Origin of the sequence: Massilia sp. Leaf139 (assembly GCF_001424165.1) — a bacterium.
In the GTDB taxonomy this organism is placed as follows: Bacteria; Pseudomonadota; Gammaproteobacteria; order Burkholderiales; family Burkholderiaceae_D; genus Telluria.
Genome location: NZ_LMOJ01000026.1, coordinates 163506 through 187767, shown reverse-complemented (window position 1 = coordinate 187767; position 24262 = coordinate 163506). Strand labels below are relative to the sequence as shown.

General features: G+C 63.5%; 23 protein-coding genes. 13 read left to right on the top strand and 10 right to left on the bottom strand.

Translation table 11 applies throughout. The features are described from left to right. Positions 1-255: 255 nt before the first annotated feature. Both ASF77_RS21865 and ASF77_RS21860 read right to left on the bottom strand, forming a co-directional pair. Positions 256-1284 carry a CDP-6-deoxy-delta-3,4-glucoseen reductase gene (locus tag ASF77_RS21865; protein WP_056344737.1) on the bottom strand — a complete coding sequence of 343 codons (1029 nt, stop codon included), beginning with the start codon at positions 1282-1284 and terminating at the stop codon, positions 256-258. Positions 1285-1403: 119 nt separating this feature from the next. Beyond that, on the bottom strand, positions 1404-2342 hold the full coding sequence (locus tag ASF77_RS21860; RefSeq protein WP_056344734.1) for a TraB/GumN family protein: 939 nt from the start codon (positions 2340-2342) through the stop codon (positions 1404-1406). A 198-nt stretch (positions 2343-2540) separates the two neighbouring features. Here ASF77_RS21860 and ASF77_RS21855 point away from each other — a divergent pair, with 198 nt between their 5' ends. The 3 genes from ASF77_RS21855 to ASF77_RS21845 all read left to right on the top strand — a co-directional run bounded on the left by ASF77_RS21855 (position 2541) and on the right by ASF77_RS21845 (position 4138). After that, entirely contained in the window at positions 2541-3365 is an 825-nt protein-coding gene (locus tag ASF77_RS21855; RefSeq protein WP_156648986.1) for a sugar nucleotide-binding protein, read from the top strand. 22 nt (positions 3366-3387) lie between these two features. Next, a complete protein-coding gene (locus tag ASF77_RS21850) occupies positions 3388-3687 on the top strand; it encodes a hypothetical protein (protein WP_307181925.1) in 300 nt (99 codons plus the stop codon). A gap of 187 nt (positions 3688-3874) precedes the next feature. Next, on the top strand, positions 3875-4138 hold the full coding sequence (locus tag ASF77_RS21845; RefSeq protein ID WP_056344729.1) for a hypothetical protein: 264 nt from the start codon (positions 3875-3877) through the stop codon (positions 4136-4138). Positions 4139-4198: 60 nt separating this feature from the next. Here ASF77_RS21845 and ASF77_RS24745 read toward each other — a convergent pair whose 3' ends face one another. The 3 genes from ASF77_RS24745 to ASF77_RS21830 all read right to left on the bottom strand — a co-directional run bounded on the left by ASF77_RS24745 (position 4199) and on the right by ASF77_RS21830 (position 9084). Beyond that, positions 4199-5065, bottom strand: a complete 867-nt coding sequence (locus ASF77_RS24745; RefSeq protein WP_056344725.1) for a glycine-rich domain-containing protein-like — start codon at positions 5063-5065, stop codon at positions 4199-4201. Positions 5066-5327: 262 nt separating this feature from the next. Next, positions 5328-7151, bottom strand: coding sequence for a CHASE domain-containing protein (locus ASF77_RS21835; RefSeq protein ID WP_056344722.1), 1824 nt, complete (start codon positions 7149-7151; stop codon positions 5328-5330). Positions 7152-7320: 169 nt separating this feature from the next. Further along, positions 7321-9084: a glutamine--tRNA ligase/YqeY domain fusion protein gene (locus ASF77_RS21830; protein WP_056344719.1), complete on the bottom strand. Its 1764-nt coding sequence runs from the start codon at positions 9082-9084 to the stop codon at positions 7321-7323. Between the two features lie 240 nt (positions 9085-9324). Here ASF77_RS21830 and ASF77_RS21825 point away from each other — a divergent pair, with 240 nt between their 5' ends. From ASF77_RS21825 to ASF77_RS21795, 10 genes are all read left to right on the top strand, one after another. Further along, a complete protein-coding gene (locus ASF77_RS21825) occupies positions 9325-9615 on the top strand; it encodes a DnaJ domain-containing protein (RefSeq protein WP_056344717.1) in 291 nt (96 codons plus the stop codon). A gap of 53 nt (positions 9616-9668) precedes the next feature. Next, entirely contained in the window at positions 9669-10181 is a 513-nt protein-coding gene (locus tag ASF77_RS21820; RefSeq protein WP_056344891.1) for a hypothetical protein, read from the top strand. Further along, a complete protein-coding gene (locus ASF77_RS21815) occupies positions 10178-10966 on the top strand; it encodes a hypothetical protein (RefSeq protein WP_056344714.1) in 789 nt (262 codons plus the stop codon). Before ASF77_RS21820 ends, ASF77_RS21815 begins: the two co-directional genes overlap by 4 nt. Positions 10967-10980: 14 nt before the next feature. Then, the gene (locus tag ASF77_RS21810) at positions 10981-11850 is read left to right on the top strand and encodes a hypothetical protein (RefSeq protein WP_056344711.1); all 870 of its coding nucleotides are present in this window, start codon (positions 10981-10983) and stop codon (positions 11848-11850) included. 340 nt (positions 11851-12190) lie between these two features. Then, the gene (locus ASF77_RS21805) at positions 12191-13420 is read left to right on the top strand and encodes an MFS transporter (protein WP_056344708.1); all 1230 of its coding nucleotides are present in this window, start codon (positions 12191-12193) and stop codon (positions 13418-13420) included. A gap of 118 nt (positions 13421-13538) precedes the next feature. Further along, a complete protein-coding gene (locus ASF77_RS21800; RefSeq protein ID WP_056344705.1) occupies positions 13539-16340 on the top strand; it encodes a type VI secretion system Vgr family protein in 2802 nt (933 codons plus the stop codon). 43 nt (positions 16341-16383) lie between these two features. Next, positions 16384-17088 (top strand): hypothetical protein, encoded by a 705-nt coding sequence (locus ASF77_RS24740; RefSeq protein WP_200934222.1) that lies wholly within the window; start codon positions 16384-16386, stop codon positions 17086-17088. Next, positions 17063-17857, top strand: a complete 795-nt coding sequence (locus ASF77_RS24735) for a hypothetical protein (protein ID WP_200934221.1) — start codon at positions 17063-17065, stop codon at positions 17855-17857. The genes ASF77_RS24740 and ASF77_RS24735 overlap by 26 nt, the downstream gene beginning before the upstream one ends. A 142-nt stretch (positions 17858-17999) precedes the next feature. Further along, the gene (locus tag ASF77_RS24455; RefSeq protein WP_156648977.1) at positions 18000-19082 is read left to right on the top strand and encodes a hypothetical protein; all 1083 of its coding nucleotides are present in this window, start codon (positions 18000-18002) and stop codon (positions 19080-19082) included. A gap of 425 nt (positions 19083-19507) precedes the next feature. Further along, positions 19508-19834 carry a hypothetical protein gene (locus tag ASF77_RS21795; RefSeq protein WP_056344701.1) on the top strand — a complete coding sequence of 109 codons (327 nt, stop codon included), beginning with the start codon at positions 19508-19510 and terminating at the stop codon, positions 19832-19834. Between the two features lie 64 nt (positions 19835-19898). Here ASF77_RS21795 and ASF77_RS21790 read toward each other — a convergent pair whose 3' ends face one another. Genes ASF77_RS21790 through ASF77_RS21775 form a run of 5 tightly spaced genes read right to left on the bottom strand, consistent with a single transcriptional unit; the run spans position 19899 to position 24231 of the window. Next, on the bottom strand, positions 19899-21149 hold the full coding sequence (locus tag ASF77_RS21790) for a CaiB/BaiF CoA-transferase family protein (protein ID WP_056344698.1): 1251 nt from the start codon (positions 21147-21149) through the stop codon (positions 19899-19901). Positions 21150-21179: 30 nt separating this feature from the next. Then, positions 21180-21539: an adenosylmethionine decarboxylase gene (speD, locus tag ASF77_RS21785; RefSeq protein WP_056344696.1), complete on the bottom strand. Its 360-nt coding sequence runs from the start codon at positions 21537-21539 to the stop codon at positions 21180-21182. Beyond that, positions 21536-21700: a hypothetical protein gene (locus ASF77_RS24730; protein ID WP_200934220.1), complete on the bottom strand. Its 165-nt coding sequence runs from the start codon at positions 21698-21700 to the stop codon at positions 21536-21538. The genes speD and ASF77_RS24730 overlap by 4 nt, the downstream gene beginning before the upstream one ends. Before the next feature lie 4 nt (positions 21701-21704). Beyond that, the gene (locus ASF77_RS21780; RefSeq protein ID WP_056344693.1) at positions 21705-23171 is read right to left on the bottom strand and encodes a DUF4178 domain-containing protein; all 1467 of its coding nucleotides are present in this window, start codon (positions 23169-23171) and stop codon (positions 21705-21707) included. Positions 23172-23181: 10 nt separating this feature from the next. Next, a complete protein-coding gene (locus ASF77_RS21775) occupies positions 23182-24231 on the bottom strand; it encodes an SPFH domain-containing protein (RefSeq protein ID WP_056344690.1) in 1050 nt (349 codons plus the stop codon). Between the last annotated feature and the right edge of the window lie 31 nt (positions 24232-24262).

The window sequence follows — 24262 nt, the reverse complement described above, 5'->3', positions numbered from 1 at the left end:
GCGAGAAGCCGTCAATTGTGCCTGAATCGGGACGCGGCTGCCGAATGGCTCGATGCGGGGCGATGACCGCGCCTCGTAGGGGTGGTCGAGGCCAATGTCCTTGACCGCGGGTATCCCGGTCGGCTCCACCACCGCCGTGTGATCGACCGTACCGCATGCGCCGCCCACGGTGATCGTTGGCGGCGAGATCATCCGGCACGAAATCGGCGCCGAGCACGAACGACGCGTGGACGGAAGATCCGTCCACCCTACGGCTTAGTCCTGCGCCAGATCCGCCTCGGTCGTAAACGCATCGGCAAAGAACTCCTCCGCCGGCAGCCCGCACTGCGCCACGTACTCATTGCGCGCCGCTTCCACCATCACCGGCGCGCCGCACGCATACACCTGCCAGCCCGAGAGGTCGGGAATGTCCTGCATCACGGCCGCGTGCACGAAGCCGCTGCGGCCCGTCCAGGCGTCCTCCGGCAAGGCGTCGGAGACCACCGGCACATAGGTGAAATCGGGCATGGTCGTCGTCCAGGCCTGGCACAGCTCGTCCATGTAGAGATCCTGCGGCCGGCGCCCGCCCCAGTACAGGCGCACGGGGCGGGTCGACTTCAGGTGCATCAGATGTTCGACCAGCGCCTTCACCGGCGCGAAACCGGTGCCCGAGGCCAGCAGCACGATCGGCTTGTCGGATTCTTCGCGCAGGAAGAAGGTGCCGAGCGGGCCTTCGAAGCGCAGGATGTCGCGCTCCTTCATGGCGCCGAACACGTGGTCGGTGAACAGGCCGCCCGGCAAGTGGCGGATGTGCAGTTCCAGCGGACGCTCCAGGCTCGGCGCGCAGGCGATGCTGTAGGCGCGGCGCTTGCCGTCCTTGAGCAGGAATTCGACGTACTGGCCGGCGCGGTAGGCCAGCGCCTCGGCGGCCGGCAACTGCAGGGTGACGATCGCCACGTCCGGCGCGGCGCGCGTGATCGACTGCACCCGGGTCGGCATCTTGCGGATCGGGTAGTCGCTGCTGCCGCCGATTTCGCGCGCTTCGATCACGACGTCGCCTTCGGGCAAGGCGCAGCAGAACAGCGACATGCCGCCCAGTTTCTCCTGCTCGGACAGGGCGCGCGCCTGGTGCGGCTTGTGCGTCACCGCGCCGCCGACGACCTTGCCCTTGCACGAACCGCAGGCGCCGTTCTTGCAGCCATAAGGCAGGCCGACGCCGGCGCGGATCGCGGCCGACAGGACGGTTTCGTCGGCCTCGCAGGCGAATTGGGTGCCGCTGGGCTGGACAGTGATCTGGAACGTCATAAGGAACAATCTCTGGAATGGTGAATGCGGAAGGCGCCCGGCCCGCCGTGCGGATCTTGCCGGGCCAACAATGCGGCTATTTTACACGCCGCATGTTCTGCGCATGATTGTCGCGCCGGTTAGCGCACACAGCCGGCGCTGCGCTCGCTCAGGGTGTAGCCGCGCGCCGCCAGTTCGGCCTCGACCCCGTCGCGCTTGCCGAAATGGCCCATTCCGATGGCCACCAGCACCGGCGCCGTTTTCGGCAAGGCGTCGAAGCGATCCATCATGTCCTGGGTGCGTTTCACCACGACAGACGCGACATGGGATGGCGACTGCGTGGCGCGCATCGTGTCGTTCAGGGCCTGGATGTCGGCTTTGCGCCAGTCGCCTTCTTCGAACAGGGAGTAGAAACCGGTGTAGGCGGTGAACGCGGCATCGGCCTGGCGGCGATCCTTCTCCATGCGCAGCAGATAATTCGCTTCCGCGCGCACGTCCTCCGGGGTCAGGGCGAAAAAGGCGGCCGGATTGGCGCGCACACCTTCGAGTCCTTCTTCGCGCAGCTGCCTGCTGCGTGCGTGATCGTGCAGGAGCGCTTCGAATGCCGGGCCGCCAAGGTTCACGCCGCGCGAACGCGTGATGTGATACATCACGCGGCCGCGCAGGTAGTACAAATAGTGCGCGGGATGGATGCCGGCGCTGTTCGCGCCGCTCGCGCCCTTGATGGGGAATGCAGTGGGCATGACCTTCACCGACAAGTCGTCGAGCGGCGCTACCAGGTCGGCCGGGAACTGCTGTTTCAGCGTGGCGTTTTCCGCCTTCGAATAATTGAGCACGAAGGCACGCTTGGCTTCCTCGAAATCGACTTCCGTGGCGATCACGCCGATCTCCGGCAGGCAGCGCAGGGTTTCCGCGAGCCGTGCGGCCATGGCCGCATTCGACTGGTGCACGGTAGGCAGGAAATACGCGGTCGCGCCGCCCTTGGTCGCCACCAGCAGCGGATACCCGGTGGCAGCGGCGGCCTGCGCCAGGATCGAACAAAGGGAGAAGGCCATTGCGGCCAGGAGACGCTGCGCCATGCGATGCTTTCAAATGCGGGTGGAAGGAGGGGTCATTTGCCGCTGCGATCGGAGCCGTATGCAGAGACTGCGCGATCATACGGGAGCATGCCGCGTCGATCAATGATGGCGCCGCTCGATTACAATCCGCACGTGAACAAGCCATTTCCTCCCTTTGCACGTCCGCGCCTGCTCCTGATCGGGTGCGGCGATGTTGGCATGCGCCTGCTGCCTTTCCTGTGCGCGCGTTTTCGCGTGTTCGCCGTCACGCGCGATCCGGAGCGCATCGCCGCGCTGCGCGCGCTGGGCGCGGTGCCGCTGCTGGCCGATCTCGACCAGCCGGCCAGCCTGGCGCGTCTGCGCGGCCTGGCCTCATTGGCCGTGCACCTGGCGCCGCCGCGGCCCGAGGGCGCGCTCGATGCACGCACGCGCAACCTGACCCGCGTCCTGACAGCCGGCACCCACCTCGTGTATGTGAGCACGAGCGGGGTCTACGGCGATTGCGGCGGGGCGCTGATCGACGAGACGCGGGGCGTGGCGCCGAAGAATGCGCGCGCCGCGCGCCGGGTCGACGCCGAACGCGTGCTGCGTGCCTGGGCGGTGCACTCCGGCGGCAGCGCCGCGATCCTGCGCGTGCCCGGCATCTACGCGCGCGAGCGGCTGCCGCTGGAGCGCCTGCGCAAGGGTACGCCGGCGCTGCGCGCCGAGGACGACGTCTACACCAATCACATCGAGGCCGGCGACCTGGCGCGCGTCATCGCGCTGGCGCTGTTCCGTGGGCGGCCGGGCCGGGTCTACCATGCAGCCGACGACACGCGCCTGAAGATGGCCGATTATTTCGACGCCGTGGCCGACGCCGCGCGCTTGCCGCGTCCGCCGCGCCTGGCGCGCGCCGCCTTGCGCGAAGCCGTCTCGCCGATGCTGCTCTCGTTCATGTCGGAATCGCGCCGCCTCGACAACACGCGCATGCGGCGCGAGCTCGGCGTGCGTCTGCGCTATCCTGACGTCCACCACGCGCTGGCGCAGTGGCCGCTGGCGCAGTAATGGTTCGCAGTAATAGGTGATAATGACGCCCTTCCAAACGACATTCACCAAGACCGACACCATGACGACCCTGACCTATGAAGCATTCCTGGACGAAATCACGACCCTGCTGACGGAAATTTACGACCTGGACGACGAGGCCGCCATCAAGCTGGTGGTGGACGCCCAGGCCAACGATTATTTCGTCGCGCACGACGACCACGAAGCGATGCGCACCATCGAACAAGCGAAGAAAGAAGCGGTAGCTCTGTTCGAAGCTAGGCAGAACAAGGCGCAGACCCAGAGCCGCCAGCAGTTGCGCGCACGGCACAAAAAGCCTTGATTGTTCATCAAACAGCTGACCCACGCAGATAGTTGCTTGAACAAAAACTAACTTTCCCATTATCATTGAATATCACGGAAACTCACCATATAAACGGTGTGTTTTCCGGATGCGGAGCAGATTTTTCACGATAAATACAAGATTGTGAAAAATTACCTACGGTTCGTGACATTTGGAAAGAATTAAGATGCCAATCAGAAGGTTGCCGGAAGGCGCACAGTACGACCCCAACCGCGTCCTCGACGCAATCATCGAAAAGACCGGCCTGAAGAACGACGCAGCGCTGTCGCGCGCGCTCGAAGTGGCGCCGCCGGTGATCAGCAAGATCCGCCATAACACGCTGCCGATCGGCGCGACCATCCTGCTGCGCATGCACGAGATCAGCGACTACAGTATCCGCGAACTGCGGGCGCTGATGGTGGCGCCGCAAGAGGAAATGGCGGGCGCCTGAGAGAGCACGGTGCGCGGGCGGCCATGAAGGCGGCGCCGGCGCACCGGAGCAAGCGCAGGATCAGGCAGCCTTGACCACGGCCGGGCCGCCGCACCAGGCAGTCTGCACCTCGGCCGCTTTCGGCACATCCGGGCCGGCGCACCAGGCGGTGCGCACGTCGCCCACCCTGGCGACCGCCAGGCCGGCCGCTGCGCCGGGTACATCCGGGCCGGCGCACCAGGCGGTCTGGGCAGCGGCTGCCGAAGGCACGTCCGGGCCCGCGCACCAGGCGGTCTGGACCGAGGCTGCCGAAGGGACGTCAGGGCCTGCACACCATGCGGTCTGGACGGACGCAGCCGAAGGGACGTCCGGGCCTGCGCACCAGGCGGTCTGCACCGACGCTGCCGAAGGCACATCCGGGCCGGCGCACCAGGCGGTCTGCACCGCTGCTGGCCGGGGCACGTCCGGGCCGGCACACCAGGCCGAGTTGACGGCCTTGCTCGCGCCCGGGCCCCATGCCGTCTGCACGTCGGCCGCTTCCGGCGCGCCGTCCATCCGCAGCGGCCGCACATATTCCACCCCGAAGGTCGATTCGTACAGCTCGCGCATGCGCTCGCCTGCCTGGCGCTGCAGTTCGGCGTCGTTCTCGCCCGCCAGGCCGAGGTAAGGGTAGTGGTGCACGAAGTAGCCGAAGGCTTGCTGGCAATCGCGTGCGTATTTCATCGTGTCCAGGATATGGTAGTGCCAGAAGGTGTCGACATCCACGCGCGGCGCCGTCTGCACATGCGGGAAGGCTTTCATCAGGTACAGGAAGCGGCGGTACTCGGTTTCGACGGCATTCGTTTGAGCCAGGGACCAGCCCTCGCCGGATTCCTTGTGCATCAGTTTGGTTTTGATCGGGTTCAAGTCCAGAGCGGCGATGAGGGCGAAGTCGTTGTTCGAGATCATGATCTATCCTTTTGTTTGGCTACTGCATCGGTTATTTAGCATCGGTGTACGGCCTGTCGATGTAGTGGTGCTGGCAAATGGTCAGTCCTCCCCCCAGGTGTCTTTCTCGGCAGTGTTGATGTGAAGCACTGAGATGGATTGTCGACCTCAAGCGTCCGAAAATCGTTGATTTTGCGCAAGTTGAGTCGCGTCAACAGATTTTTGTCGCAAATACGCCTACAGCTCAACGGGCAGTAGGCCTACAAGACCGACGCGTTCACGCCTACAAATCGGAATAGGCCGGATCGACGGGGGCGGGTGTCGGCGCGTGTCCGACGGAGAGGAGATTATTCGCGGCCGGAATCGATACGTGGACGGTCGTGCCGGCATTCGGGCCGCTGGTGATGATGCATTTGCCGCCCAGGATGCGCACCCTTTCCTCGATGCCGACCAGGCCGAAGGAGCCCGGCTTTTGCCCGCCCGCCTTGCTCAAGCCGATGCCGTTGTCGCTGACGGTCATCGAGATCGATTCGGCATCGACGGCCAGTTCGACCCGCACCTTGGTGGCGCGCGCATGGCGCGAGACGTTGGTAAGCGATTCCTGCAGGATGCGGAACAGCGTCGTCGCGCAGCGGTCGCTCACGTGCAGGTCGTTGTGCGACACCAGCTCGCAGGCCACGCCCGTGCGCCGCTGGAATTCGGCGATCTGCCAGTCGACCGCCGCCGTCAGGCCCAGGTCGAGCACGTTCGGACGCAGGTCGTTGATGATCTGGCGCACGCTCTTGATCGTGGCGTCGATCTGCTCGAGCATCCAGCGCGCACGCGTGTGCAGGCGCGGATGGCGCGCGTCGGTGCGCGAGGCCAGCAGGTCGACCTCGATGCGCAGCGCCAGCAGGTTCTGGCCGAGGTCGTCGTGGATTTCCCGCGCGATGCGCTTGCGTTCGCTTTCCTTGATGCTTTCCGCGTGGGCCGCCAGGCGCCGCAGGTTGTCGTTGGTCTTCTGCAGCTTCGCTTCGCTGGCGCGCAGTTCGCCGGTCATTTCCTCGGCGATGCCGATGGCGCGCAGGCGCGAGGAGCTGAGCGTCTGGAACAGCGCGTACAACAGGGCGGTGCCGATCATCCCTGCCAGCATCGCGATCCAGGGCAGGGCGCTGTCGAGCGAGGAATACAGGCTGCGCTTGCTTACCGTGAAATCGATGTCCCAGCCGCGTCCGCCGAAGCCGACCGGCAGCAGCGCCCGGAATTCGGCCTCCTCGTCCGGCACCGCGTCCGGCCGGTTGTCGAAGAACACGGTGCGCTGGTAGGCTCCGGTCGCTTCCGGACGATTCGAGGCCGGAAGCATGCCCGAGATCACGAGCCGCGTCGCGGTTTTCGGCATGTGGTCGAGCACCCCGCGCGCCAGGCCTTCGACAGTGAAACCGATCCCGAGCGAACCGAGGTAGGCGGCGCGGCGCTGGGGCACGTCCTGGATCGGCATGTCGGCGCGGTACACCGGCAAGCGCATCGACAGGCCGATCACGGTCGAGCCCGATTGAATGGGGGCGCCCGTGGAAAACACCTCGCCGGTGTCGCGCGACTGCGCCAGCAGCATCGCGGCGCCCCATTTCGTCTGGATATCGACGCCGACCCGGTCGAGCCAGGCCGCTCCCGGTTCGACGAAGCTCAGCACCGTGTAGTCGGCGCGCCGCCCCTTGGGCCGGATGGCCGCGACCCGTCCGCGGCCGTCGATGTCTTGCAGCATCTGCGCTTCGAAGCGGTCGCGCTCGGCGTCGCGCACGTAATGGGCGAAGTTGATCGATTCGACGCCGGGGAAGTTGTGGGACAGGTCGAGGCCGGCCACATAGCGCCGGAAAGCGTCGCGCGTGACCTGGTCGGTCGTCAGGAAGAGGCTGGCCGTGCCGCGCAGCACGTCGGCATAGGTCTTGAAGCGCCCGTCGAGCGTCGACTGCACCTGGCGCGCCATATGGTCAAAGCGCGTGCGTGCATCGTTTTCGATGGCCTGGCTGGTACTGACGTAGAGGCCGGCGCCGACGCTGAGCGACAGCAATGCGCCCAGCCAGGAACCAAGCTTGATCGACTTGATGCGCTTGACCGGGTTCGACGTCATCCTCATTGCCATCCAATCGATATCCGACTTATTTGATTAGGATCAGAATCCTCTAGTTGGCTATAAGACGAAACCTGTCAGTACTGCTAGTTGTGGGAACGCGTGACGCAAAAAAAATCCCGCCGCGGCCAGGGCCGGGGCGGGATGCTGGACAGGCGTCGTCAGGCGATCACTTGCCCCAGCTGTCCTTCAGTGTCGTGATGCGGTTGAACACCGGTTTGCCGGGTGCCGAGTCGACCTGGTCGGCGACGAAATAACCGTGGCGCTCGAACTGGAAGCGCTGCTCGGGCAGGGCCGCGGCCATGCCCGGTTCGAGGTAGGCGGTGACGGTTTCCAGCGCGTTCGGGTTGAGCAGGGTTTTGAAGTCCTTGCCGCCGGCGTCCGGGTTGGCGTCCAGGAACAGGCGGTCGTAGAGGCGCACTTCCGCCTCCAGGGCCGATGCGGCGCTGACCCAGGTGATGTTGCCCTTGACCTTGTAGTTATCGGCGCCCGGCGTGCCCGACTTCGAGTCCTCGAAATACTTCACGTGCACGGCGGTGACGGTGCCGTTCTCGTCCTTGTCGTAACCGGTGCACTCGACCACATAGCCATACTTCAGGCGCACGCGCGAACCCGGCTGGTCGCCGGTTGGCGGGGTGAAGCGGAAATAGCCCTTGGTCGGGGTTTCCATGAAGTCTTCCTGCTCGATCCACAGCTCGCGCGTGAACGGGAAGCTGCGTACGCCCATTTCCGGATGGTGCGGGTGGACGGGCGAGCTGCACTCGACCGACTCGCCTTCTGGGAAATTATCCACGATCAGCTTCAATGGACGCAGCACGGCGATCGCGCGCGGCGCTTTCGGATCGAGGTCGTCGCGCAGCGAGCCTTCCAGCGTGCTCATGTCGATCCAGCCGTCGGCCTTGGAGACGCCGATGCGCTCGCAGAACAGCTGGATCGATTCCGGCGTATAGCCGCGGCGGCGCAGGCCGACGATGGTCGGCATGCGCGGATCGTCCCAGCCGGAGACGATGCCCTCGTCCACCAGCTGGCGCAGCTTGCGCTTGGACATGACTACATAGGTCAGGTTCAGGCGCGACATTTCGTACTGGCGCGGCACCGGGGGCTGGAAGAAACCGCCTTCGGTCGCGATGGCGACCAGCCAGTCGTAGAAGGGGCGGTGATCCTGAAACTCGAGCGTGCAGATCGAATGGGTGATCGACTCCATCGCATCCGACAGCGGGTGCGTGAAGTCGTACATCGGGTAGATGCACCAGTCGTCGCCCGTGCGGTGGTGGTGCGCATGGCGGATGCGGTACAGGGCCGGGTCGCGGTTGGTCATGTTGGGCGAGGACATCGCGTCCTCGGACATCTTGGCGCGCAGGATATGCTCGCCGTCCTTGTACTTGCCGGCCTTCATGTCGCGGAACAGCTGCAGCGATTCCTCGACCGGGCGGTTGCGGAAGGGCGAGTTGGTACCCGGCGTACCGAAGTTGCCGCGGTTTTTCGCCATGTCTTCGGCGCTCTGGCTGTCGACATAGGCGACGCCCTGCTGGATCATGTATTCGGCGATCGCGTAGAGCTTGTCGAAATAATCGCTGGCGTAGTGCAGGTACTGGCCGTCAGGCTGCTCCCAGCTGAAGCCGAGCCACTTCACGGAATCCATGATGGTGTCGACGTATTCCTGGTCTTCCTTCTCCGGATTGGTGTCGTCGAAGCGCAGGTGACAGCGGCCGGCGTAGTCGCGCGCCAGGCCGAAGTTCAGGCAGATCGATTTCGCGTGGCCGATGTGCAGGTAGCCGTTCGGCTCCGGCGGGAAGCGGGTGATGACCGGAGGCATGCCCTCGCGCTTGTGCGTGCCGGCGGCCAGGTCGTTGTCGATGATGGCGCGCAGAAAGTTGGACGAAGGCGTTGACGGCGGCGTATTGGCCGCCGCCTTGTTCTTGTCGTTACTCATGAATGGTGTTTTGAATAGGTAAAGTTAACGGCATTTTACCGCAGCCGGCCCTGCCAGGGCCCGCCTATGTGGTGGAGCGCACGGTTCGCCCCGTATACAGGGATCATACTTGGGGCGCATTCGCCCGCTTGCAAGGTGGGGGAGGGAGGTCGGCGCGTCCCGCCCTTGCTGTCATGTTGGCGTTTTCTATAGGATAATCTCGTTTTGCCGTTCGTTCGGCACCAGCCGGAGAGTTCCAAAGTGGAAAATTTATACGCGATCCTCGGCGTCGCGCCGAATGCCGGCGACGACGAGATCAAGAAGGTCTACCGCTCGCTGGCGATGCGCTACCACCCCGACCGCAACGACGCGCCGGGCGCGGAAGCGCGCTTCAAGGCCGTGACCAAGGCCTACGAGATCCTGTCGGATCCGGCCAAGCGCGAAGAATACAACCAGAGCGTGAACCACCGCATCGTGCTCGACGCCGAGGCCGAAGCCTTCGAGCTGTGGCGCTCGCTGTTCGCACTGAACGGCGTGACGCTGCAGGCTTGACGCCGCAGAGCCGCCCGGCCCCAGGCCGCACCCACCGCATACAGGACATGAATATGAAAAGAGTACATCCCGAATTTGCCTACCAGTCGCGCGAACTCGAGGGCCAGATCGAAGGCACGCTGGGCGACCCGCCGAACAAGAAGAACTACCAGATGATGGTCGACGCCCTGGTGTCGGAATACGCCGGCGGTTCCGGCATCGACGACGTCAACCTGATGGCCTTCGCCCTGGTCGACAAGATCAAGTTCACCGATCCGAAAGGCCTGCTGCGCGAAGCGGCCGACTACGAGGGCGACGATCCCGCGAAAGTCTTCGCCATGGCCGAGTGCACGGGCGAGGACGGCGCGGCGATGTACGCGTCGATGACGGAAAACCACCCCGAGCTGGCGCGCCAGGCGATCATCACCGCCTTCCTCTACAAGCACCAGGGCCGCTGGGACGACGACGACCAGTCGCTCGACCAGCTCGCCGCGGGCGACGAGGGCGACGACGACCTCGACGAGGAATCCGGCATGGTGTCGGACGACTTCACGCAGATCTTCGACGGCGAAGGAGAACGCGAATGAGCGATGAAGCAAACAAAAGCGCCAACCTGCCCGCCCTGACGAAACAGGTCAGCGAACTGGTGCTGGCCGGCTCGCTGCAGCACGCCGAAGAGGCGTTCTCGCAGGCGGCCGATGAGCACGGCGACTATGCCGTGGCCGAAGTGCTGTCGACCCTGCCGCCGCAGGTGACGGCCCTGCACCTGGCCGGCTTCGACGGCGCCAAGACGTCGCTGGCGACCATGCTGGTGCCGCCCAAGGCCTGGGCCGAGAGCCTGGCCTACATGGCCGCCACCTGGCCGGACAACATGATCGAGGACGACCCCGAGCGCATCGCCGAAGGCCTGTTCAACCACGTGCACGGCGTGGTCTACGCCACCGACGACGAAGACCGCCGCCACGAGCTGCTGGCCGAGGCCTCCGCCACCGACCACGGCGCGACCGTGTTCGCCATCCTGTGGTCGCTGGCGCCGAAGGAGATCATGGAAGTGGCCGGCGAGATCAACCTGAAAGGCCGCTACGTCACGGGCCAGACCTCGTCCGACAGCGACATCATCCCGCTCGCGATCGACCTGGCCAAGGCCAGCGAGGACGGCTGGGAGCGTTCGCTGATCGAGCTGTTCCCGGAATTCAGGCACAGCAACGAGATGGCCGAAGCCGAGTTCCCGGACGATCCGGACGAAGACCCGGACTTCCAGCAGCGCAGCACGCGCGACCTGCTGTACCGCCTGCGCAAGCAGGTGCCGTCGGTACGCACCATGCCAAGGCGCAGTACGCGCAAGAGCATCGGTTCGGACATCTTCTCGTGAGCGGAACGCCATCGATGCTGCCTGCAATCGTCATTGAAAAACTGCCGCGCCTGGTGCGTGCGATCAAGCTGATTCCCGCCCAGGCCGACCCCGACGAGGCGATCGGCCTGGCCGACGAGCTCGCGTCCATCACGGCGATGGTGGCCGAGAAGTTCACCAACGACCGCACCGCCGAAGGCATTCAGCGCGCGCTGCTGCTGACCGTGGGCGGCGTCTCGCTCGGCCTCGAGCACCTGTGCGACGACGACAGCGACGAGACCGCGCTCGACATCCTCATCGACGACGGCGCCGAGTACGTGTTCCAGGCGGGCTTCCGCATGATCCGCGAACTGGCCGCGCTGCCCGAGGACAGCCTGGTCGGCGAATACGACAACGACCCGGTCTATGCGGGCCGCCGCCTGAAGGAGCTGTTCGTCGACATCTGCACCGCCGACCCGGGCGAATCCTGGAGCGGCTACGAGCGCTACCTGGGCCAGGTGCGCCAGCGCGAAAGCGTGCAGGCGATCGTCGACGCCGCCAAGTGGCTGCGCAAGCACCACTACGAAGGCCCGGTCAACGACCCCGACCTGAACGCCGAAGGCGTGATCGCGCTGGCCGTCATCTTCGCCGTCGACGGCGGCACGATCGTCGCGCGCGCGGGGCAGAAGGACTTCGAGCGCTTCGTGAAATCGGTGCGCAAGAACGATCCCGACTACGAGACCGGCTGGGCGGCCCTGCTGGAAAAAATCCCCGCGCCGCACCGCGCCATCATCGCCGAGCGCGTGCAGACCTACCGCGAGCACTGCACGGTGCTGCAGAGCATCCGCACCAAGGCGCCGATGACGCAGCTGATCGCCGAGCTGGAGAACTATGCGGGGTCGGAGCTGGATACCGAGTATCCCTAAGGCTGACCTTAAACCGGTGGGCACGGGGCGCCCACCCTACGGCTGCCCGTAGGGTGGACGGGTCTCCCGTCCACGCGTTCAACGCACGTCCGCGTACCAGGCACGCGCCGGCGGCCCATGCCATTTTTGGCTATCATGGGCAGTTGTAGGGTGGGCGCCCCGTGCCCACACGGACGTTTGCGTTGCGGCGCATTTAACGCATGGACGGGAAACCCGTCCACCCTGCGTCCCTTCGGCCGCACGTTCGCTTCGTCGTAAACACACCTCCGCAAACCGAACCCTCTCCAACGGCCCATGCCATTTTTAGCTATCATGGGCAGTCGAGTTCCAGGACGCACCCATGTCTTCTCCCGCCATCGCCGCCGGCAGCGCCGATTTCAAGCGCATCAACCGCGCCATGGCCTTCGGTGGTTTTTCCACCTTCGCGCTGCTCTACAGCGTCCAGCCCCTGATGCCCCTGCTGGCGCGCGATTTCGTGCTCACTCCCGCGCAAAGCAGCCTGGCGCTGTCGATTTCCACCGCCACCCTGGCCATCTCGCTGCTCGTCTCGAGCATCCTGTCCGAACGCTTCGGCCGCAAGCCCCTGATGGCCGCCTCCATGCTCAGCGGCGGCCTCCTCACGCTGCTGGCCGCCTTCACCAGCGACTACACCCAATTGCTGATCCTGCGCGGCCTGCTCGGCTTCATGCTGGGCGGGATGCCGGCCGTGGCCATGGCCTACCTGAGCGAGGAAATCGAAGGCGCGTCGCTGGGCCTGGCGATGGGCATGTACATCAGTGGCAGCGCCTTCGGCGGCATGTTCGGGCGGGTGCTGGCCTCTGTCATCAGCGACTTCTGGTCGTGGCGCACGGCGCTCGGGCTGATGGGCGCGGCCGGCCTGTACGCGGCTTGGGAATTCTGGCGCAGCCTGCCGGCATCGAAGCGCTTCCGGCCGGGGCAGGGCGGCTTCGCCGGCCTGGTCGAAGGCACGCGCCGCCATGTGCGCGACGCCGGTTTGCCCTGGCTGTTCGCGCTCTCCTTCCTGCTGATGGGTTCTTTCGTCAGCCTGTACAACTACATCGGCTACCGCCTGCTCGGCCCCGAATTCGGCCTGCGCCCGAGCGCGGTCGGCGCCTTGTCGGTGCTCTACCTGCTGGGCATCTTCAGTTCCGTGTGGGCCGGGCGCCTGGCCGACCGGCTGGGGCGGCGCAACGTGCTGTGGCTGGTGATGTCGGTAATGTTTGCGGGCTTGCTGCTGACCCTGTTCGGCAACTTGCTTGCGGTGGTGGCCGGCGTCGGCCTCTATACCTTTGGCTTTTTCGCCACGCATTCGGTGGCCAGCAGCTGGGTTGGCCGCAGGGCGCGCGCACCGCAGGCGCTGGCCTCGGCGCTCTACCTGTTCTTCTACTACCTGGGCTCGAGCGTGGTCGGCTGGTTCTGCGGCTATGTGTGGGAGCACGGCGGCTGGCCCGGCGTCGTCGGCCTGCTGGGCGCCGTGCTGGCAGGCGCGATGCTGATCGCATTGCGCCTGCGCGGCCTGGCGCCGCTCGAGGCCGCGGCCCCGCCCGAGCCTGCGGCGCCGCCCGGCTAAGCCGTCCAAGCTTTGATGCGGGTCATGCCCGCGAGCAGCTTTGCGCTCTTTAAGTTCGGTAACATCGATCTTTGGCAGGCATCAGGCTTGCCCTCGATTCCCGGACAAAGGAGTGCGCATGAACGCGCCCGGCTTTCCTTCCCTCGGCCTGTTCGGCACAGGCCTGAGCCAGCATGCACGGCTCATCATCCTCACCACCAGCCAGGACAGCGGCCTGCCGGAAAGCCTGGCCGCCGAAGCCTTCAGCGGGCGCGAGGCGGTCAACGAACTGTTCCGCTTCGAGGTCGACGCCTTGAGCACCTCGGCCGACCTCGATCTCGACACATTCATCGGCGAAGAACTCACCCTCGGCCTGCTGCAGCCCGATGGCAGCCGGCGCGCCTGGCATGGCCTCTGCACCGAGGCCGCCTGGCTCGGCGCCGACGGCGGCGTCGCGCGCTACCGGCTGCGGCTGGAACCGGCGCTGGCACTGCTGGCGCTGCGGCGTGACAGCTACATCTTCCAGGATCAAAGCGCGCGCGAGATCGTCACGGAACTGCTGGCCGATTACCCGCAGGTCGCCTTCGATTTCGACATCACCCAGGCACTGCCGACGCGCGCCGTCTGCACCCAGTACCGCGAGAGCGATCTCGACTTTTTCGTACGCCTGCTTGCGTCGGAGGGCCTGAGCTGGCGCTTCGAACACGAATCGCAGGAGGACGGGCAGGCGCGCCACCGCCTTGTCATCTTCGACAGCCGCGCCAGCGCGCCGGCGATGCCCGGCGGCGACATCATCCGCTTCCACGGTGTGCGCGCCACGGAACGCGACGACGCCATCGACGGCTTCAGCGCCCGCCGCCGCCTCGCCGCGAATGCCGTCGCCATCAGCAGCTGGGATCCCGCGCAACTGCTCGCCCCCGGCTGCGAGCAGCGTTCCAACCTCGATGCGGGCGAGCTGCCGACCCTGTGGCTGTACGACGGCAGCGGCGAGCGCATCGCCGGCACGCGTTCCGAGGCGAACACGCACAGCGAGTTGATGCTGCAGGCGCTGGAAGGAGAGAACAAGGTGTTCGAGGGCAGCGGCGCGGCACGGCGCCTGGCCGCCGGCCATGGTTTCCAGCTTACACAGCACGACCGCTATCCGGACGGTGAGAACGCCTTCACGGTGCTGTGGGTAAGCCACGAGGCGCGCAACAATTTCGACACCGGCATCACGCAGGCAAATCAAGGCATGGAGCGCGGCACTTACCGCAACCGCTTCGGCTGCGTGCGCGACACGGTCGCCATCGTGCCGGCACTGACGGCGGCGCCGCACGCCATCACGGCGCCGGGCCCGCAATGCGCACGCGTCGTCGGCCTGGCCGATGCGGTGTCGACCACCACGCGCGACCACCAGGTGCGCATCCAGTTCGCCTGGCAGCGCGGCGCCCGCCCGAATCCCGGCGGCCTCCCGCACAATACCGACGAAACCGGCTGCGCCCCGGGCGACGAGCGCTCCGGCACCTGGGTGCGCGTGGCCGAAGCGCTAGCCGGCCCCAACTGGGGCACCCTGTTCACGCCGCGCGTCGGCACCGAAGTGCTGGTCGATTTCATCGAAGGCGACATCGACCGTCCCGTCATCGTCGCCCAGCTGTTCACCGGCGCGGACCTGCCGCCTTTTGCGGCCGGTGTCGATTCCGGCGTCGATCACGCCGGCACCCTGTCGGGCATCCATAGCCATAACTTCGACGGCGGCGGCTACAACCAGTGGCAGATCGACGACACGCAAGGACAACTGCGCACCCGCCTCGCCACCAGCACAGCCGCCACCCAGCTCAACCTCGGCTACCTGATCCAGCAATCCCCCGGCTACGCCCAGCGCGGCGCCAACCGCGGCAGCGGTTTCGAACTACGCACCGACGCCTGGGCCGTCGTGCGCGGCGGGGAGGGCGTGCTGCTCTCGACCAGCGCGCGTGCGCAGCAGGGCTGCGGCGTCAGCTCGACGCAGATGGACGCGGCCGAGGCATTGTCCCAGTTGAAGAGCGCCGGGTCGCTCGGCAAGACCCTGGGCGACGCCGCCGCCCAGCAGCAGGCCCTGTTCAGCAAGGACGCCTTGCAGGCCCAGTCGGATTTCATTGACGAGATCGATCCGAAGAAAAAGGGCAAGCATGCGGGTGCCGTCAACGGCCAGCCCGCATTGAAAGCAAAAGTTTGCTCGCGCGGGCTCGATGGGGAGCAGCCGGTCGAGAGGTTCGGCTCGGCCGCCGTGTTGATGGACTCCGCCGCCAGCATCAACTGGGCCACGCCGGCCTCCACCGTCATCTACGCTGGCAAGCAGCTCTGCTGGACGACGCAATCGGACTTGCATATGACGGCGGCGCACACGGTGTCGACGGTCGCCGCCAACGCGGCCAGCCTGTTCGCCCATGCCGGCGGCATCCAGGCGATCGCCGCGAACGGGCCGGTGTCGCTGCAGGCGCATACGGATGGGCTGGAGAATATCGCGGACAAGGAGATCACGGTGATCTCGGTGAACGACTGCATCGAGATCAAGGCCAAGGAAAAGATCGTGCTGCAGGCGGGGCAATCGGCGGTGACGCTCGAGGGTGGGGATATTACGTTTGCTTGTCCGGGGAAGTTTTCGGTGAAGGGAGGCAAACATTTGTTCGACAGCGGGGCGAATAAAACTGCGAATCTGTCGAATCTGCCCGGCGAATTGAGCGAAGGGGCGAAACACTGGATTGCTCTGCACTATCTGGATCCTGAGCTAGCTGAAGGAATACCCGAGGTCGACTACCAGATCCATTTTGAGAAAGGCACAGTACTGTCGGGAACACTTGACAAGGAAGGCAAGGCGCTACATCAGAACGTGCTGAATGCGCCTGTAAAAAAAGTTGTGTATGCGCCCCGCACTCCGACAAAAGAGCAGCCACACGACCCTTTAGAGAAGCTCATCGGTTGATGCTTGTTTCACGGCGAACCCCATCCGTTTAAAAAGGATATCTATGGCAGACGTAAATGCTACCCAGATGCGTGACGCCTTGGCATGGGCGACAGGCGATAGTGAACCTGCTGAGCTCAGTAAAAACCCTTTCGTATGGTTCTGGGAGGCTGTCGAAGGCGATTTCAACGAAGACAGGTCAACGTCTCAGATCTTGGTAGACGCTGGAATTTCCATGATTCCTTTGGTTGATCAGCTATGCGATGTGCGGGATCTGATAGCGAACTGCCGCAAACTTTCGCGGGATCATACCGATGTGTGGAACTGGGTTGCACTTGTGCTGACGCTTATTGGATTATTTCCAGCGTTAGGCTCACTGGTGAAGGGCGTACTTAAAATATTTTTTGGTTTTGTTAGACGCACCGGTGGGCAGAAGGTAGTGGAAGCAGTCGACGCGGCAATGAGCTGGATTATCTCTTTCCTACGGCGACGGCAAGTGCAAAAATATCTAAAAGAACACAAAGTCGATGAGGCTTTGAAATGGCTTGCTGCTGAAGTAAAAGTTGTTCGAACGAAGCTAAAAATAAGCGAACTTACGTCTGCGTTTGATAGGGTTGTTAGTATAGTTGAGGCAATGAGTTCTAAAGTAGAGTTTGTTCCAATTCTCGGCGGTAAAGCGAAGCAGGCTCTTTCGGAAGTAAAAAAAAATTCGGCTGTTAGCAGACAAATATCTGGCAGAAGCATTGAAGCCGGTGCAACATGTACTTGACTCCGTCATAATAAAGCTGGAACGAGAAGCACTACAGCAGCAGAAGGGAATTGTGAATGTAAGAAATGTGCATTTCAGAGGGACATTGCCTGAGGCGAAAGCGATCTCGTTAATGCGTAATAAAAGAACGCGCCCCAGCTGGCTCAATGATGGCACCTCCTTGCAATGGTCACAAGCGAAAGTTGCTTCGTTTAGGCCGGTTGTTGATGCCAGGGTGAAAGACGGTTGGCCAAATCTCACGGATAGCAATATCAAGTATTTTCATAAATTGGTTAGCGTTGAGATAAAAGGCCCGGCGCGGTTGTACCGGATTTTATCCCCGAATAGCAGGGCGATGAGCGATTGCTGGGTTAGTGAAAAAGTTTTCAATGACATCCAAAACTCGTCTGATCCCAAAGCGGCGTGGCGTAAGTTTCTCGCGGTGTGGCCTGATTGGAATGCAAATGGTCAATTTGTGATTTACGACATTCGCCCTGCGGAATCGCTTAAAGTCTGGAAAGGCCCAGCTTCTGGGCAAACTAAAGACGCTCTGCCGGAATCTCATCTAGAAGGAGGGTGGGAACAGATCGTTTTCAACATTGCCCGAGCAGATCCTCGGAATGATGTCGTGCGGTTCTATCAGTTGAAAGGCGGTCAAAACAATATCTTGAGAAACGCCATATCGCAAGCAGAATTTAACAAGCTCTCTGGTGCGCAAAAAAAGGATTATATATCGATTCGTGAATCGATAACCCATCCAAATATCAGTGGGCCGTTCGACACAGGCTAGGGATACACTGATTTCGAAGGGGCTGGTTTCTCGGGAAGAATAGGTCTTCCACATCTGCCGGGTCAAGCAACGGTTTTGGGAAAATAATCGCGTTATCACCCCGAATTCCATATTCACTAAAAAATTCATGCATGTGAGGTTGATGATGGATCTATCCCAATGGCAGAAAAAGCAGGCTATCTTACTGTATCACTTTGCTTCGTTGAGTTATCTCGAAGGTCTAAGAGATCGTGTGCATGCGCTAAGAGTTTTTGTGGAGGACGTTCTCGATACCAGCGATGCGGAAGGCCGAGACGTATATCTCCGAAGTAAGCAATGGGGAAATCGTAATACAGGAGAAAACTGGGCAAATAATGGTTGGCCTTTGTTAAGAGAGTTCCAGCAGTCCGTCATACAGAACATTGCTGATCAAAGATCGAACATCTTTCACAAAACAGGTGCATACCAGTGTGCCCGGGCTATTAGCGAATTCTCCATGCAGTGGGCGACCCCGATGGAGCAGAATCAATTTGATGAAATGTTCGAAGAACTATACAAGTACGCAGGATACATCGACGAAACGATGGAGCGAACGACGGCTGCGACCAGGTGGGACGACTTTGGGTTGACCTTGGCATGGCAAAGCCATTCAGCTCTATTTCCTGTCCTACCGAAAGTAAAGGTTCTTTCTGATCTTACGGCAGACAGTGGCCAATTACCGCCAAAGACAGGCGTGTACGTGTCAATGAACAATCCCGACGCGGCGTTGCAATTTGCATGGACTGGCTCATCCAGCGGTCGGCTATTGGACGCTACGACGTTTAATGCCACAGGAAAAGCCGCACTAGCAGCAGTTGGCAGGGCGGGATTATGGATGGACGGTAAAGCCATGCTTCAATTTGTCCTTGATAAGTCAAACCAAGACCTAACCGGTGATCCGTTTTTTGAAGATTCACAGACTTCGGAGCTCGCCCCGAGTCTGGTTGCTCGCAACGCCTTTACTTCAGCTCCGTCGCGGTGGTGTTATGTAGAGCTTGTAAAGGATGAGTATGAAACCCTGAGGTTTGAACTGCAACCAGCGCAACTGGAGACCTTGCGTGCCATGGCTGGTGAACAATGTATGAAAGAAGGGTTCTATTTTTCCCCAGCTGCAGCGAATTCACGCCGCCGTTTTCATTGCGGCGAACGATTTCCAGCCGTGAACTCTGATTACGGGAAAACAATCTGGCAATGGGATGGAGATTAAGAAGATTAGTTTCAACCAAGTTGGCGCAGAGAATCAGAGAGGGTTAGTGAGTCAATGGATAAAGATGGGAAAAATATCGTTGGTCTTATATCAATAATATTTTTTTATAGTCGTTGCTTTGCAAGGGGTAATACAAAGCACACGAGAGGTTGAAAAAACGGCGGAAAAGTTCACGGGTTCATTTGTAATAACTCAACCGGAGCATTTGTCTATCTGACCGCAGCTGATTATTCTAAGCCATAGTCACTGACATGGGGTTATCGAGATGGAAACGGTACATTGATGAGCTTTGTCCAGCTGTCACCGGCCGGTCGTCAGTCACCAGCACGGCGGTCGCAGTCTTAGTCAGCAATAATGCAGGGGCGCGCACCTTATCCTGATCCAGCGCTAAAATGATCCGCTCTCTTTATGTTCAGGAGGTCATCATGCTGCAAGCCAACGAAATCCAGCAACGTTACAGCCATCTGCAGCAGACCATCGGTGAAGCCGAGCAGGCCTGCAGGGCGTCGCAGGATACGCCGCCCGAGATGCGTGATTGTATCGAGCGCATTGCGCGTGAAGTGAAGCAGGCGCGCGATGTGATGCAGTCGAACGATGAGGCGCGCATCGTCCAGTGCGTCGACAGCCTGGAGGACATGGGCGACGAGGCCAAGCGGATCAGCCGTTCCAGCAAGCAGGTGCCGGCGCATCTGGAGGCGGTCGTCACCCGCGTGCATGCCGAGCTGTCCGACTTCAAGCACAAGCTGCACTAAACAGCTGCACTAAGCAGCTTCCGCCGGCCCACGCAACACGCGTGGCCGGCGTTTTCCACACCGCTTACACCACCCCGCGCGCCTTGAGCGCCGCGATCTCTTCCTCGCTCCGTTCCAGCACTTCGCGTAGCACCTCGTCGGTATGCTCGCCGAGCAGCGGTGGCGCCTTGTCGCTCGTTGCCGGCGTGGCCGACATCTTCATCGGGCTGCGTACCAGCGTGACCTTGCCGGCGCTCGGGTGCGGCAGCTCGACCGCCATGCCGCGCGCCTGCACCTGTTCGTTGGCGAAGACTTCGCCGACGTCGTTGATCGGCCCGCAGGGCACGCCGACCGCTTCCAGTTGCGCGATCCATTCATCGCGGCTGCGGGTCGCCACCATCTCCGCCAGCAGCGGCACCAGCACGTCGCGGTGCTGAACGCGCGAAGGATTGGTCGCGAAGCGAGGATCGCGCGCTAGTTCGGGGCGGCCGCCGGCTTCGACGAACTTCTGGTACTGGCCGTCGTTCCCGGCCGCGACGATGATGTGGCCATCGGAGCACGCGAAGGTCTGATACGGCACGATGTTGGCGTGGGCATTGCCCCAGCGCCTGGGCGCCTTGCCGCTGTTGAGGTAATTGCTGCCGACGTTGGCCAGCATCGCCACCTGCGTGTCGAGCAGGGCCATGTCGATGTACTGGCCTTCGCCGGTACGGTCGCGATGGGTCAGCGCGGCCAGCACGGCGATGGTCGCGTACATGCCGGTCATCAGGTCGGTCAGCGCCACGCCGGCCTTTTGCGGGCCGCCGCCGGGCAGTTCGTCGCGCTCGCCCGTCACCGACATCAGGCCGCCCATGCCCTGGATCAGGAAGTCGTAGCCGGCGCGGTGCGCATACGGCCCGTCCTGGCCGAAGCCGGTGATCGAGCAGTAAACGAGATCCGGCTTGACCGCCTTCAGCGACTCGTAGTCGAGGCCATAGCGTTTCAACTGCCCGACCTTGTAATTTTCCAGCACCACGTCCGCATGGCGCGCCAGGTCGCGGATCAGGGCCTGGCCTTCGGGCGTGGCGATATCGACCGTCACCGAGCGCTTGCCGCGGTTGGCCGAGAGGTAGTATGCCGCTTCGCCCGTGTCCTGGCCGTTCGCGTCCTTCGCATACGGCGGGCCCCAGGCGCGCGTGTCGTCGCCGCAGCCGGGGCGCTCGATCTTGATCACGTCGGCGCCAAGGTCGGCCAGGTTCTGCGCACACCAGGGGCCGGCCAGCACGCGCGACAGGTCGAGCACGCGAATATGGCCCAGGGCCTTGGGCGCAGCTTTTACGTTGTCGGATTCGGTCATGATGTTTTCGCCAAGCTTGTCGAGCGGCGATTATAGCCGGCCGCGTTCGACGATCCGCACCTCGCGCGACGCCGGCTGCAGGCTCGTTTCGATCAGTGCGAGCGCCAGATCCGGCCGCGCGGCGCCGCACATGAAGATGTCGGCCGCGGCGAAGCCGACCTCGGGCCAGGTGTGGATCGAAATATGCGATTCGGCCAGCAGCAGCACGCCGGTCACGCCCATGCCGGGGCCGAAGGTGTGGAAGTGGCTGTGCAGGATGCGTGCGCCGGCGGCCAATGCCGCTTCGCGCAGCAAGACGTCGATGCGATCCGCATCGGTCAGCAGTTCGGGCGCGATGCCGTGCAGGTCGGCGAGCAGGTGCAGACCGGCCGGGCGGTGAACGCTGCTCACTTGTGACCGCCGCCGCCGTAATAGCCGCCGCTGCTGCCGCTGCCGTAATAGCGGCCGCCGCCGCCGCTGCTGCTGCTGGTGGAACTGAACATCGACACCCAGGACAGGATGGTGATCACCGCAACCACGACGACGGCGTAGAGGACATAGTATTTTTTCATGCGCTCATTCTTTCCAGGGCGCGAACATGGGCGGCAGCACCAGGGCCAGCGCGCCGAGGGCCAGAAGGAAGAACACGCCCGAGAAGTTAAACAGTAGTGGGATGAAATTCAGCCCGAGCAGCCACAAGACCGAGCGGCCGATCATGTCCCACATCCCGGCCTTGCCGGACGCGGCGCCGCTGGCCGGCTGCGCCGCCTGCTTGGGGGCGGCCGTGCCGAACCAGGCGCGCAGCTGGTCAAGGGCGACCGGCGTCGAGCGCGTCCAGGTCAGTTCCTCGCGCGTGCGTTCCGCCGCCAGGCGCGCCGTGCCGCGCTCGAATTCGGCCACGCGCACGCGCTCGCCCTGCGCCACGCGCCAGTTGAAGGCGCCGATCACATAGGTCACGGTCGCCTCGTACTCGTACAGGCGGCGGTAGGCGATCTTGTCGAGGCTGACGGAGAGCGCATCCGGCTCGGCCGGCTGCGGCCAGGCGTCGAGCACCGTCGCGCGCGACCAGCCTTCCTCGGTCTCGACCAGCCAGAAGAAGTCGCCCGCGGGCGTGAACATCAGGTATTCGCTCCACTCGCTGCCTTCCTCGTCCATGCGCACCATGGCGCCGAGTACGCGATAGGCCTTGTCGCCGATCTTCGCGATCGCGCCCAGAGGCAGCGTCATCGCACGGCGCTCGGCCTGTTCGCCCTTGGTCAGCACCTGCACCTGCGGCGTGGCCGCATCCAGGCGCGTGCTGCAGGACGGGCAGACCAGGTTGCTGGCCATGCCGGGCAGGTAGCCGATCGCGAAGCCGCATGCGGGGCAGAGCAGGGACTCGACGCGGCCGCGGTACTTGCCGGCGCTATCCTTGATCTGCTCGGCGTCGCGCAGCAGCTGGAATTTCAGGTCGGGCAGGGTGACGGCGAAGCCCTTGTAAAGCAGCGGCGCGTCGCCGTCGGAAAAGTCGAGCGTGACGAAGGCGCGCTCGCGGCGGAAGTCCGCCACCCGTGCCTTCCAGCCGGCTCCGACGCGAAACGGCAGCTCGCCCTGGCCGCCGATGCAGTCGGCCTCGCGCCGGTCGGCCGCGGTGAAGTGGCCGTCGCCGATCAGGTAGGTTTTCCCGGGGAGGATGTCGCCGAAGGCGGGCCAGCGCGTCCAGCCGTTCGGCTGCGGAATGGTCAGCATGTACTGGCCGGAGGCGTCGCCCAGCCAGCCGGCTGCGCCGTCGTCGAACAGCAGGTACCACTCGTTCCAGAACCCGTCCGCATAACGCAGCTGGATGCGCCCGACCACGGTGAAGCGGCGCCCGGCGTGCACGCCTTCCGCATTGATCTGCAGCGGCGAATAATCCTCCAGCACCTGCGCCATCTTGCCCAGGTCGCGCACGGCATCGGCGTCCTTGACGATGCTGGCGCGGCAGAACTCGCACACGGCCATGACGGAGGCGTGCGAGCGGAATTGAACCGGTGCGCCGCAGGAAGGACAGGAAACGTTCTGCATCGACGCGCGCTTAACCGATCAGCTTTTTCAGCAGCTCGGCCTTCGTGCTGTCGTAGTCGGCGGCGGAGATCAGGCCCTTGTCGAGCAGGGCCTTGAGCTTGCCGAGGCGCTCCTCGATCGGCTCGGCCGCCGGTGCCGCAGGGGCAGCCGGTGCGGCCGGGGCAGCCGGCATGGCCGGCTGCGCGAAGGCGCCGCCCATGCTCTGCGCCATCGCCTGGCCGACCGCCACGCCGGCGCCGACGCTGGCGCCGATGCCGGCCAGGCCCCCTTCGTTCTGCGCCGCCAGCGGGATGCTGCTGGCGACCTGGAACTGGGTGAAGCCGCCCATCTTGTCGGCGCCCAGGCCGCCCTTCATGCCGGCCGAGATGCGCTCGTCCAGCGCCGCCTGCAGTTCTTCCGGCAGGCTGACGCTGGCGACATTGAATTCGTCCAGGCCGATGCCGTAGCGGGCGAAGGCGACGATCAGATCCTTGCGCACCTGCTGCGCCATCAGCGCCTGGTTGGCCGCCATGTCGAGGAAAGCGACGTTGGACGTGCCCAGCGAGGAGGCCATGGTCGCCATCAGGATGCCGCGCAGCTGGTCTTCGACCTCGTCGCGGGTGTAGCTGGCGCGCGTACCGCTGATCTCGGTGAAGAAGGCGCGCGGATCGGCGATGCGATACGAGTACATGCCGAAGGCGCGCACCCGGATCATGTCGAAGTCCTTGTCGCGGATCGTGATCGGCTGCGGCGTGCCCCATTTGCGGCCGGTCTGCAGGCGCGTGCTGAAGAAGTAGACATCCGATTTAAAAGGCGAATCGAACAGCTTGTCCCAGTTCTTCAGGTTGGTCAGTACCGGCAGGGTGCGCGTGGTGAGCGTGTGCGAACCGGGGCCGAAGACGTCGGCGATGCGGCCTTCGTCCACGAACACGGCCATCTGCGATTCGCGCACGTTGAGCACGGCGCCGTTCTGGATTTCAAAGTCCTGCATCGGATAGCGCCAGGCGAGGACGCCGTCGACTTCTTCGTTCCACTGCAGGACGTCGATGAACTGCTTCTTGATGAATGAACCGATGGACATGATGGACTCCGTAAAACAATAAGGTTTTCGA